Below are 12,254 nucleotides of genomic sequence, written 5' to 3' on the forward strand. Positions count from 1 at the left end.
AGCCTCCCTGGCGCAACGCTAGGCCCTTGACCCTGAAGCCACTTCAGGCTTTTCAATGACCGCATCTCCAGCCTTCCCCCCCCCCCTTGTGAGCAGCGCCACACCATCCAAGCTCCTGTCCAGTCGTCGGGCCGCCCAGGAGCCAGGCCGGCCCTGGGTGCGCCTCACCATGGCCGTGCTCGCCACGATCGGCATGATCGACACCGGCTCGATCACCGCCAAGCGGTGGGGTTGGATCGGCAGCCTGTCCTGTCCGGGAGGTAGCGATGGCTGCGACAAGGTGCTCGGCAGCGCCTGGGGCACGCTGCTGGGCCAGCCGCTTTCTCTCTTTGGATTCCTGGCCTACGCCACGGTCCTCCTGCTGGCCCTGATGCCGTTGCTGCGAGGGGGTCGGCGGGCCCCTGCCTCGGAGGGCAACTGGTGGGCTCTGTTCCTCGTCAGCTGCGGCATGGCCGTCTTCAGCCTGGTGCTCATGGGGCTCCTGGTCTTCGAGATCAAGGCCTTCTGCACCTTCTGTGTGGTGTCAGCCGCCCTCAGCCTGGCGCTGTTCCTGTTGAGCCTTGTTGGAGGTCGCTGGATCGACCTGGGCCAGCTGATCTTTCGCGGAGTGATGACAGCCCTCCTTGTCGGTCTGATGGGGCTGGGCTGGGCAGCCTCGGCGGACCAGCCTGTCGCCGCAGGCGGACGGGCGGCTCCCGCTGTGGTCAGCGCCAGTTCACCCGCCAAGATTGCCCTGGCGGAGCATCTGAGCAGCGTCGGTGCCCGGGTGTTCACGGCGTACTGGTGCCCTCACTGCCATGACCAGAAGGAGGCCTTCGGCAAGGAGGCCGCCGCCAAGCTCCAGGTGATCGAATGTGCCGAAGACGGTGCCAACACCCAGGCGCAGCTGTGCAAGCAGCAGGGGGTTCAGGGCTATCCCAGCTGGCAGATCAAGGGCGTTATGGATTCGGGCGTCAAGCCGCTGAACACCCTCGCCGATCTCAGTGGCTACACGGGTCCTCGCGACTTCTGAGCAGGCAATCACCCTGCCAGGCCAGCCATTCCCCGATAAGGGACCAACGCCACCCTCGCCCTAACCTCCAGCTCCGCTGGCATCGCTTCATGCCTGATGCACCCCTCGGCACCGCCGCCCGCATCGACACGCAGGCCGTGGAGGTGCCTGCCGGCCTGGGCACGCTGCGCACGTTCCTACGGGTGCTCGGTCCCGGCTACCTGGTGGCCGTGGGCTACATGGATCCGGGCAACTGGGCCACGGATCTGGCGGCCGGCTCCCAGTTCGGCTACCGCCTGCTGTGGGTGATCGGACTCTCCAGCCTGATGGCGATGGTGCTCCAGTCGCTCTGCTGCCGGCTGGGGATCGCCACCCGGCTCGACCTGGCCCAGGCCTGCAGCCGCCTGCTGCCGCGCTTCTGCCGGATTCCCCTCTGGCTGCTGGCCGAGGTGGCGATCATTGCCTGTGACCTGGCCGAGCTGGTGGGCAGCGCCATTGCCCTGCAGCTGCTTTTCGGTCTTCCTTTGCCCTGGGGGGTGGGCCTCACGGCCGCCGACACCCTGTTGCTGCTGGCCCTGCAGCGCTTCGGGATCCGCCGACTGGAGGCCCTGGTGATTGCCCTTGTGGCCCTTGTGGGCGGCTGCTTTGCGGTGGAGATGTTCTTGCTGCAGCCCAATTGGAGCCAGGTGGGCATGGGCTTTCTTCCCCAGGCCGCCAGCCTCAGGGACGGCCAGCAGTTGTTTCTGGCCGCCGGCATTCTCGGGGCCACGGTGATGCCCCACAACCTCTATCTGCATTCCTCACTGGTGCAGACCCGCCTCTGGGCCGGCGGCCGCGGGACGCAGCGCAGGGCGCTGGCCTTCAGCACCTGGGACACCCTGATCGCCCTCAGCCTTGCCTTTCTGATCAATGTCTCGATCCTGGTGCTGGCCGCCGGCAGCTTCTACGGACGACTGCCGCAGCCGGTGACGGACCTGAGCGAGGCCTACCGGCTGCTGACGCCGATGCTGGGCACCTCGCTCGCCAGCGTGCTGTTCGGCGTGGCCCTGCTGGCGGCGGGCCAGAGCTCCACCCTCACCGCCACCATGGCCGGCCAGATCGTCATGGAGGGGTTCCTGCAGATCCGGCTGCCGGACTGGAAACGGCGGCTGCTCACCCGAGGCCTGGCCCTGATCCCGGCGATGGCCACGGTGATCCTGTTCGGGGAACGGGCCACCACGAATCTGCTGGTGCTGAGCCAGGTGGTGCTGTCGCTGCAGTTGCCCTTCGCGGTGATCCCGCTGGTGTGGTTCTGCGGGCGGCGCGGTCTGATGGGCGAGCTCAGAGCGCCGCTCTGGCTTCAGGCAGCAGGCTGGCTGTGCGCCAGTGTGATTGTGATGATCAACCTTTCGTTGCTCACCACGGTGCTGCGGGGCGGCTGAACTGTTGACTGCAGCCTCTGCGAGGGCCCATGCCGCAGCCGGCGGACAGCAAGAAGCCCGAGGGTGGCTTCCGCGTACAGGAGCGCCGCGATGCTCAGGGCTGAACCCTCCCCTGCGAGGGTGCTGATCAGGGGGGCGCTGCAGCCGAAGAGGACGGCGGTAGTGATGGCTGCCAGCTGGCCTTTGTGTTGCTGAGCGATCAGCTGCTCCATCGCTTGATCAGTCCTGAAAGGGGACAGAAGATCCAAGCCAAGTCCGATGGCTCAATACTCGAGCAGTTTGGCGAGGTCTGGGCCAAATTCCTCATGGGATCCCAACCGGCCGGGGAGATGGAGGACCCGGCTGGCTACCGCTGACAGGGCTGTCATCGCCGCCAGGGATTTCGGTGGCGATTGATCAGCGATCACCACGGTGAGGGGTTGCTGCAGGGCGGAGGCCGCAATCAGCCAGCCATCGGGGCGACCGAACGGATCCAGTCCCCCGGTCACGAAGGCAGCACTGGCAAAGCGCGCACCGGGCTGGCGGGCAATCCGTTGCCGTGCCTCCAACCCAGCTTGCGTCAGGCCCGGACCGGTCACATCCACATGACGCCGGCTCATCCAGCCCAGCACTCCTGCAGAAGTGTTTAGGCGGTAGAGCAGCGAACCGATCAGGGGTATTTCCACCAGGAAACGGATGGCGTTGAAGGCCCGACTCCGCCGCCCCGCCATGGTGGGGAACGGCCCGCGCCAAGTGGGGGCAACCACGACCCATTCCTTTGTCTGCAGACCGCGTGTGGCAGCCAGTAGGGCGATGCCGGCTCCATGGCCAGCGGCCAGCAGACCACAATCCACCGGGCAACAGTCGCGGCGGAAGTCCACAAGGAAGGCAGCCAGCAAATCAGCGTCGTAGGCAAGGCGCCGCCGCTCGCTCCCCCCGAAGCCCGGCCAGTCCACGCTGATCAGGCGGGGTAACGAGTCGGCATCGCCAGAGCGGCCACAGATCGCCTCGATGAACGGCTGCCACTCCTGGCGGCTGGAGATGGTGCTCAGCGCGGGTAGCAGCAACCAAGCAGGGCCATCGCCGCCAGAGATCCCGTAGGCGACGCGGATGGTCTGGCCTTCATGGGACCAGACGTAGGTCAGATCCCGATCGTGAGACGCCTTCGCCGAAGCCTCGGTGGGACCAAGGGGAGCCTGGGCCATGGGCAAGGAGGAAGCTGTATTCATCAAGGCTATTGTGCACATTCACACACTAAGGCGATGACCCCAGAGCGAGGTCGCTGCTCCTCCAGCCGGACAGGGAAGGTGATGCTCTCCTGCTGGATTCCAGAAGCTCTGCGGATGGAACTGGACCGGGTCTGGGCCGCCAAGGGCCTTAGGCCCCATGGCCGCACCCAGCAAGGGATGGAGGACATGATCGCCGCCTACCTGGCGGCCCAGCAAGAGGAATAAACGTGAGTAATCGACACCGCAACCAAAGCGGGCACGACCATGTGCACGTTCACGATCACCACGACGATCATGGTCACCGCAGCAGTGCCCCCGGGGCATTTCGCTGGAGCATCGTGCTCAACAGTGGCCTCACCGCCCTGCAGTTGGTGATCGGCTTTGGCTTTGGCTCAGTGGCGCTGATCGGCGATGCCCTCCACAACCTGGGGGACGTGGTGGGCCTCTTCCTTGGCTGGGGGGCTGAGCGTCTCAGCCAAAGGCCCGCCTCCGGCCGCTTCACCTATGGCTACGGGCGCAGTTCCCATATGGCTTCCCTGGTGAATGGACTTCTTCTTTTCTCTGCCGGTGTTGTGGTGGTGGTGGAAGCCATTCAACGGCTGGTGCATCCTGTGCCCCTCGTAGCTGGCCCGGTCGCCTGGGCTGCCGCCGCCGGCATCGCGGTCAACCTCATCTCAGCTCGCCTGTTCGGGCAGGACCACCACCACGACCTCAACCAGCGGGCCGCTGTGCTGCATCTGCTCACCGATGCCGCCGTGTCGGTGGCGGTGCTGGTCAGTGCCGTGCTGGTGGGTGTTACCGGCTGGCTCTGGCTCGATGCAGTCACCGCCATTGGTGTGGGGGCGGCCGTGATCTGGAGCGCCAAGGGCCTGCTGGCCGAGGCCATCGCCGTCAATCTGGATGCCGCTCCACGGCACATCGATGTTGATCGGATCCGCCAGGCCCTGCTTGACCTCCCGGGTGTGGTTGAGGTGGAGGAGTTACACGTGTGGGGGGTGAGCACCTCACGGACCGCGCTGACCGCTCACATTCTGTGTCGAGCGGCAACGTTCACAGACGCCGGCGAGTTCCTTGAGCAGGCGCGCCGCCGTCTGGCAGAGATGGGCATCCGGAAGAGCACCCTGCAACTGGAGACAGCCGGCGACTGCTGAACCAGTGGAAGATGCACCCTTCGGGTCCATGCCACCTTCGCGATCGCCCGCAAGCTGCAGGGCACCCGGGGCTGCACCGTCTCGGTGATCTGAGCCCCAAAAGCACCAGCCCCATGGGCCTCAAGGCTCCCTTTTTCGCCGACGGCTCTGGGCGAGACACCAGCAGGGGAGGGGGCGGCCCTCCTCAGCAGCACTCAGAAGGTTCCTGCTTCACTTCTGGCGCTGATACTTAACTTCGCCACAAGGACAGAAGCCGCCCACAGGTTCATGTCAACACATGGCCTGAAGATCCATGATAAAGCCGTGTGAAAATCTCACTTGAGATGGTTGAGTCAATCTCAGTGTCAGCAGTAACGATGCGCCTCAGCCTCCCTGGCGATGACCATGGCGGTGATGAACATCACTGACGTGGGCGTGCTCGTGTTCGATCGGTGCGTGTTGATGCTCATGGGCATGCCAATAGGCCTGCTGAGGGTCTCTTGAGAGCTGCCCATCCCCGGAGTGGTCGTGGCTGTGGTGGGGGTCGCCGCCGGTCGGATCGTGCCTGTGACGATGCGCATGGCGGAACGCGTCATGGCGATGCCAATGGGCATGGTCTTCCTTGAGCAGAACGGCAACGCCAAGCAGCATCAGGGTTGAGGCCATCGCCATGCCGCTGGTGAATGCCTCGCGTAGCACCACTACGGAGAACAGAACGCCCACGAACGGCGCTGTTGAAAACACCACGGATTCGCGCGCCGCACCCAAGTGGCGAAGAGCGAGCAGATCCAGCCAGATCGAGAGGCCGTATCCCAGCGCGCCAATCACCAGCAGCCCGAGAAGAACGGGCCAGGCCGGCAAGGATTGGCCGGCCGCCAGGGCCAGCAACAACATGGGAACTGAGGCTCCGATCGCCTTCAGCAGCGCGATCTGGAGGGGGTCGCGCAGGCTGAGCCGTTGGCTGAGGTTGTTGTCGATCCCCCAGGCCAGACAGGCTCCACCGATCAGCAGCGTGCCCAGCAGACTGGCGCCGTTCAAGGAACCTTCCGTGAGCAGCACGGCACCGGCAAGGATCAGAACAGCCGCGAACAACCCCTTGCGGCTGAGATGTTCACGGCCGATCAGCACCGCGATCAGCAGCGTGAACACCGCTTCCAGGTTCAGCAGCAGCGAGGCTGAACCTGCCGAGAGCAGGGTGAGCCCCTGCACCAGGCAAATCGCACCGACCATCCCCCCCAGAACGGTGAGCCCCAGGAGCGGTGGAAGGTCACGGCGCTGAACCGGTGTCTCCTCCTGCCGATGGCCAAGAACCCCCCGCACCAGCAGCAGCGCGATGGCAGCTCCGCCATAGAGCAGCGCGGCGATCATCAGTGGCGAGCCTTCGCGGCTGACGACGCTGATCAGAGGCGCGCTGAGGCCGAAGAACACGGCGGCCAGAAGGCCAGCGATCAGCCCCTGCCGCTGTGGGTTTGCTTTGGTCCCCGAGGAAGGATCACGGCCCATGGCATCAAGTCTCGCGCAGGGCTGGCTTGAGGCGAGGCAGCAACCAGCCGCCAAAACGGGCGTAAAGGGCCGGCAGCACCAGCAGGGTGAGGATGGTGGAGGTGATCAAGCCACCCAACACCACAATCGCCAGAGGTTGCAGGATCTCGTTGCCCGCTCCGAAGGCCAGGGCCAGCGGCAGCGTGCCCAGAGCCGAGGTGAGGGCCGTCATCAGGATCGCGTTGAGGCGCTGCAGGCTGCCGGCGCGGATCACCTCCTTGAGCTCCAGCCCTTCCGCATGGCGGCGGTTGTAATTGTCCACCAGCAGCAGGCCATTGCGGACCGCCACCCCGAACAGGGTGATGAACCCGATCAGGGAAGCCACCGAAAGAACGCCGCCGGTGAGCAGGATGGCGACCAGGCCACCGACCAGGGCCAGGGGCAGGTTGAGCAGGATGGCGATCGTGGCCGGTAGTGATTTCACGGACACGAACATCAACACGGCGATGACCACCATGGCCAACAGGCTGTAGATCACCAGGTTGGCGGTGGCCCGCTCCTCCGATTCGAACTGACCGCCGTAGCCGATCAGATAGCCGCTGGGCAGTTTGATCTTGCTGTCGATGGTTTTCTGGATGTCGCCGACGACCGTTCCCAGCGGCCGGCCGCTGACGTTGGTGGACACCACGATCAAGCGGGAAACATCCTCCCGGTTGACCACATTGGCCCCTAAGCCGTAGTCGATGCTGGCCAGGCTTCCCAGCGGCAGCATGGTGCCGGCGGGGGTGGCGATCGGTATGGCACGCAGCGCATCGAGGCTGTTACGCGAGTCCTCGGGCAGCATCACCACCACATCGGTGCGATCGGTGCCGTTGCTCACCACCTGGCCCACGGTCTTGCCGTTGAGGGCGACCTCCACCGCATCGGCGAGCTGCTGCATCGACAGCCCGTTGGCAGTGGCGGCTTGGCGATCGAAGGCGATCTGCACCTGCTGGATCGGCAGCTGGGGTTCGAGCTGCAGATCCACCACCCCCTGAATCGGTTCGATCGCATCACGCACCTGCTCGCCGATCCTGCGCAGCTCCGCCAGATCGGGCCCGTAGATCTTGATCGCGATGGCGCTGCGAACCCCCGAGAGCACTTCATCCATGCGGTGGGAGATGAAGCCACCGATGTTCGGAGCCACACCGGGCAGCTTCAGGAAAGCTTTTCGGAGTTCGGTGATGGCGGCAGGGCGATCCTTCATCGCCTGATCACTCAACTCCACATCCACATGGGCCAGGTTGACGCCTGCCCCATCGGCATCACCCGGGGCCCGACCGGTCCGTACCTGCACCCACTCGAACAGGGGGTTGGCCATCAAGGTCTTGGAGAGGGCCAGGCCGGCGCGGTTGGTCATCTCCAGCGACACGCCGGGGTAGAGCACCATCGAGTTCACCAGCGATTTCTCGCGGAATTCCGGCAGAAACACCCGCCCGAGGCTTGGCAGGATGGCGCAGGCCACCACCACGAGCGCCAAAGCTGCGGCCAGCACTCGCTTGGGGGAGATGAGTGCCATCTCCAGCAGGGGCCGGTAGGTCTGCTCCGCCCAGGTGGAGATCCAGGTGTTCTCGGCGGGGAGACGCGTGTTGGCCAGCAGGATCGCGCAGAGCGCTGGCGTAAGCGTGAGCGCCACCAGGCTGGAGGCCGCGATCGAGAACAGGTAGGCGAGGCCCATCGGCGCGAAGATCCGCCCTTCCACTCCCGTGAGGCTGAAGATCGGCGCGAAGACCACCACGATGATCACCGAGGAAAGGATCACCGGCTGGCGCACCTCCACCGACGCCTCGAACACCACCTGCAGCGGATTCCTGGGACGGGCGGCGGCCTGGTTGCGACGCAGCCCCGTGTAGACGTTCTCCATGTCGACGATGGCGTCGTCGACCACCGAGCCGATGGCGACCACCAGACCACCGAGGGTCATGGTGTTGATCTCCAGCCCAAAGGCGCGCATCAGCATCAGGCCGATCACCAGCGAAAGAGGGATGGCACTGAGGGTGATCACGGCGGTGCGCCAGTTCATCAGGAACAGCACCATCACCACCGAGACGATCACGATCCCTTCAATCAAGGAAGTGCTGACGTTCTTGATCGCGGTGTCAATGAAATTGGCCTGCCGGAAGGTGCGTTTCACCTGAATGTCACCCGGCAGGGTCTTGCTGAGGGCGGCGATCCGCTCCTCCACCTCCCGGGTGACTCTGGGGGTGTCGATATCGGGTTGTTTGTTGATCATCAGCACCACCGCCGGCTTGCCGTTGAAGCTGCCATCGCCGCGCTTGAGAGCGCTGGCCAGCCGCACTTCGGCGACATCACCGAGCCGGAGCGATTGCCCTTTGCTGCCTGTGACCACCGAATCGGCAAGATCCTCGCTGCTGCTCGCCTGGCCGCTGGCGCGGATCAGCTTCTCCTGCCCGCCTGCGATCAGAAAGCCGCCCGGGGCGTTGGCACTGGCGGCAGCGGCCGCATCGGCCACGGCCTGCAGCGACACATTGCGGGCCTGAAGTTGCTGGGGATCGATCTGGATCTGCTGCTGGGCCTCCTCACCGCCGTAGAGGGTCACCTGGGAAACACCGGGCACCGCCAGGATCTGGTTGTTGAAGGTGGTGGCGACGATCCGCCGCAGCTCCATCGCTGAGGTGGGTCCGCCGACTTTCAGCGTGAAGGCGTATTGCAGGATTGTGCCCAGCGGCGAGACGAGCGGCGAGATGGCCGGGGCACTGGCATTGGCGGGTAGTTCCGCCTCGATCTGCTGCAGGCGTTCCGCCACCGATTGGCGGGCCCGGTTGATGTCGGCGTTCTGATCAAAAACCACCTGCACCATTGAGAGCCCCACCTTGGAGGAGGAGCGCACCGTCTCCACTCCCGGCAGACCGTTGACGGCCGATTCGATCGGCACGGTGATGCGTTGTTCCACCTCTTCTGGTGCCAGACCATCGGCTGCGGTCTGCACATCCACCTGGGGAGGGGCGAACTGGGGGAAGACATCCAGGGGCATCCGGCTGATGATCGACAGCCCCCAGAGGGTGATCAGGATGGCGGCAACCACAACCAGCCAGCGCCTGGCGATCGAGGTGCGCAGCGTCTGGTTGAGCAGGCGTTCAAACATGGGAATGGGTTGAGTGGCGGTAGAAAGCGCAGGCTTCGGGTGTCAGTTCTTCTTCCCCAGGCGGGAGGCCACGATCACACCGCCCACCACCACCACCGCAGCACCGGCCCCGATCACCAGGGGGTTGAGGCCTGCGGCGGCCGAGGGCGCGGCCACGGCTGGGGTGGCTGGGGCATCAGAAGCAGCGGCGGGGGTTTCCTCACTGGCGGCCACGGCGCTTTGGCTCTTCTTGGATTCGGCGTAGAGCGAGAGGGCCCCCTGGGTCACCACGTCGTCTCCCGGCGAGATGCTGCCGTCGGTGATTTCGATCTGATCGCCCTTGCTGGCGCCGGTCTGGAGGAACACCGGGTCGTAGGTGGTGCCGCTTTTCACGAAGGCCAGCGGCTTGCCATCCGCATCCACCACAGCGGCGACGGGTATGGAGACCACACCGCCGGCTTCGGTGGCAGGGGCGGTGGTGATGCCCAGCATGGAATCGATCTCGGCGCTGGCCTTCACCTGGCGCACGTTCCCCTGCTGCTGAAACTCATCGCCATGGCCCACATGGGCCACGGCCGGATCGAGTCCGCCGAGGGCCAGGGATCCGAGGCTGAGGCTGGTGGCCAGAAGAAGGGCGCGCATTCCGCTGCTGCCGCAGGAGGCAGGACAAGGACCCGCCGAGGATGCCGCAATGGGGATGAAAAACAGGTGAAACCGTCTGCGCTGCCTAGGATCGGCGGCAATCAGCGCCTTCAGGCCCTTGCCGCTGCGCATCCTGCTGGTGGAGGACGAGACCGAACTGGCCGGCGCCATTGAGGTGGTGCTGCGCGCCCATCACCACGTCGTTGATCACGTCGCCGAGGGGCTCGGCGCCTGGAGCCTGCTCCGCAGCGACCTGGCCAGCCATGACCTGCTCATCGTCGACTGGATGCTGCCGGGTCTGACGGGTCCGGAGCTCTGCCGGCGGGTCCGCGGGGCCGGGATGACCCTGCCGGTGCTGATGCTCACTGCCCTGGCCGACACCAACCATCGGGTGCAGGGCCTCGATGCCGGCGCGGACGACTACCTGAGCAAGCCGTTTGCGATGGAGGAGCTGCTGGCCAGGATCCGGGCGCTGCAGCGGCGTCAGCCAAGTTACCGCGATCCGCTGCTCCGCGCCGGCAGCTATGTCCTCGATCCAGCCGAGGGTTGCCTCACAGTGCAGGAGGAGGGGGGAAGCACGAGGATTGCGTTGTCGGCCAAGGAACTCCAGCTGATGGCCTACTTCATGGAGCATCCGCGCCAGATCATCCCGGGATCAAGGCTGCGGTCCCAGCTCTGGTCGCTGGACGAGGATCCGATCAGCAATGTGGTGGCGGCCTAGGTGCGGCTGCTGCGGCGCCGGATCGCCAGCCACGGGCTTCCCTCTCCCATCGAGACCGTGCCCTCCAAGGGGTATCGCTTCGATCCGGAACCGGAACCATAGGCACCTCCGCCATGGCCTGGCCCGGTCCCATTCCCAGCAGCCGCCTGCGGCTGGCGTCGGTCTATCTGGCGGTGATCGGCGTGATCCTCTACGGCGCCGGCTATGGGCTGTTCGGCCTGTTGATGCGTGCCAACTGGACGGCCGTCGAGCGGGAGGTGGAGACCCTGGCCGGCACCCTGCATGACAGCCTCAAACCCTTGCTGCCGCCGGAAGCCAGGCCCTCACCTCAGCTGGCCAGGGTGCTCCCCGGGCTCTGTCTGGTGGGTGAGCCCTGTCCGAGTCCGCCCTCCCTGCTGCCGCGCCATGCCGTCAGCATCACCGATCCAGAGCGCTTCTACGTGCGTCTGCTGGATCGTCGTGGCGCGCTGATCGCCCACTCCCCCGGCTCTCCGGGTGACGCACCCAGGGCGAAGGTGGCCCGACCCGACACCGTCTGGTCGGTGGTGACGGGGCAGGGCGGTGAGCGCTTCCTGCAGTATGCGATTCACCTGCACCGTTCCCACACGCCGGCGCATCAGGGCGCGAAGCCGACGGAGCTGGATTGGGGCTATCTGCAGATCGGCCGCAGCCTGCGCGGGCTGGAGACGGAGAGGGAACGGCTCTGGTGGGCCACCCAGACGATCGTGGTGCTCGCCCTGCTGGTGGCAGCCCTGGCCAGCTGGTGGCTCTCCGGCCTGGCGATGCGGCCGCTGCTGGCGGCCTACCGGCAGCAGGAGCAGTTCACCGCCGATGCGGCCCATGAATTGCGGGCACCGGTGGCCAACCTGCTGGCCGTGGTGGAGGCCCACAGCACCCAGGCACCGGCCGACCAGCCTGCCACCAGGGAGATGCTGGCGGTGGTCCACCGGCAAGGGCAACGGCTGAACCGTCTGATCAGCGATCTGCTGCTGCTCGCCCGTTTGGATGCTCCTGAGGCGGCTGGGCCATCGGAGCCCTGCTCCCTGGTGCAGATCGCGCGGGACCTGATCGAAGAAACCGGCGAGGCGGCGGCGGCGGCAGGGCTGGATCTGCAACTGGTGGGGGGTGAGCAGGACATCACCGTGCAGGGCACGGAATCTGACCTCTATCGGCTTGTGTCCAACCTGCTGCTCAACGCGATTCAGTACACACCGTCAGGAGGTGAGGTGGTGCTGAGCCTGAGGCGCGAGAGAGGCCAGGCGGTGTTGGAGGTCCAGGACACCGGCATCGGCATCAACCCAGTGGATCAGCAGCGCGTCTTTGATCGTTTCTTCCGCAGTGATCCAGGGCGATCCCGTCGTCAGGGCGGGACAGGCCTGGGGCTCTCCATCGTGGCGGCGATCGTCCGTCGCCATCGCGGCGAAATCTTCGTGGTTTCCAAGCCGGGTTCTGGGAGTGTCTTCACCGTCAAACTGCCCTTGGCCATAACGCCGGCACCGCCAGCAGGATCAGCGGCCGGCCGCCGTTGAGCGCAT

General features: G+C 65.7%; 10 protein-coding genes. 6 read left to right on the forward strand and 4 right to left on the reverse strand.

Annotated elements, in window-relative coordinates; translation table 11 throughout:
* The first annotated feature begins 55 nt into the window (after positions 1-55).
* Entirely contained in the window at positions 56-1,012 is a 957-nt protein-coding gene (locus CJZ86_RS06280) for a vitamin K epoxide reductase family protein (RefSeq protein ID WP_502690419.1), read from the forward strand.
* Between the two features lie 89 nt (positions 1,013-1,101).
* A complete protein-coding gene (locus CJZ86_RS06285; protein WP_094585099.1) occupies positions 1,102-2,412 on the forward strand; it encodes an Nramp family divalent metal transporter in 1,311 nt (436 codons plus the stop codon).
* Between the two features lie 263 nt (positions 2,413-2,675).
* On the opposite strand, the gene CJZ86_RS06290 is transcribed toward CJZ86_RS06285, so the two are convergent.
* Positions 2,676-3,596: an alpha/beta fold hydrolase gene (locus CJZ86_RS06290; protein ID WP_158219517.1), complete on the reverse strand. Its 921-nt coding sequence runs from the start codon at positions 3,594-3,596 to the stop codon at positions 2,676-2,678.
* Between the two features lie 57 nt (positions 3,597-3,653).
* Between CJZ86_RS06290 and CJZ86_RS06295 the strand changes: the two genes are divergently transcribed.
* Positions 3,654-3,845 carry a hypothetical protein gene (locus CJZ86_RS06295; protein ID WP_094585101.1) on the forward strand — a complete coding sequence of 64 codons (192 nt, stop codon included), beginning with the start codon at positions 3,654-3,656 and terminating at the stop codon, positions 3,843-3,845.
* Positions 3,846-3,886: 41 nt separating this feature from the next.
* A complete protein-coding gene (locus CJZ86_RS06300) occupies positions 3,887-4,771 on the forward strand; it encodes a cation diffusion facilitator family transporter (RefSeq protein ID WP_094585102.1) in 885 nt (294 codons plus the stop codon).
* A gap of 363 nt (positions 4,772-5,134) precedes the next feature.
* Here CJZ86_RS06300 and CJZ86_RS06305 read toward each other — a convergent pair whose 3' ends face one another.
* Genes CJZ86_RS06305 through CJZ86_RS06315 form a run of 3 tightly spaced genes read right to left on the reverse strand, consistent with a single transcriptional unit; the run spans position 5,135 to position 9,998 of the window.
* Positions 5,135-6,253, reverse strand: a complete 1,119-nt coding sequence (locus tag CJZ86_RS06305; RefSeq protein ID WP_094585103.1) for a DMT family transporter — start codon at positions 6,251-6,253, stop codon at positions 5,135-5,137.
* A gap of 4 nt (positions 6,254-6,257) precedes the next feature.
* On the reverse strand, positions 6,258-9,377 hold the full coding sequence (locus CJZ86_RS06310; RefSeq protein ID WP_094585104.1) for an efflux RND transporter permease subunit: 3,120 nt from the start codon (positions 9,375-9,377) through the stop codon (positions 6,258-6,260).
* A 42-nt stretch (positions 9,378-9,419) separates the two neighbouring features.
* Positions 9,420-9,998 (reverse strand): efflux RND transporter periplasmic adaptor subunit, encoded by a 579-nt coding sequence (locus CJZ86_RS06315; RefSeq protein ID WP_094585105.1) that lies wholly within the window; start codon positions 9,996-9,998, stop codon positions 9,420-9,422.
* Positions 9,999-10,116: 118 nt separating this feature from the next.
* Here CJZ86_RS06315 and rppA point away from each other — a divergent pair, with 118 nt between their 5' ends.
* Positions 10,117-10,719, forward strand: coding sequence for a two-component system response regulator RppA (gene rppA / locus CJZ86_RS06320; protein ID WP_233133874.1), 603 nt, complete (start codon positions 10,117-10,119; stop codon positions 10,717-10,719).
* A gap of 113 nt (positions 10,720-10,832) precedes the next feature.
* Positions 10,833-12,248, forward strand: a complete 1,416-nt coding sequence (gene rppB, locus CJZ86_RS06325; protein ID WP_094585106.1) for a two-component system sensor histidine kinase RppB — start codon at positions 10,833-10,835, stop codon at positions 12,246-12,248.
* Positions 12,249-12,254 lie beyond the last annotated feature (6 nt).

The organism is Synechococcus sp. BO 8801, assembly GCF_002252675.1.
Classification (GTDB): Bacteria; Cyanobacteriota; Cyanobacteriia; order PCC-6307; family Cyanobiaceae; genus Cyanobium.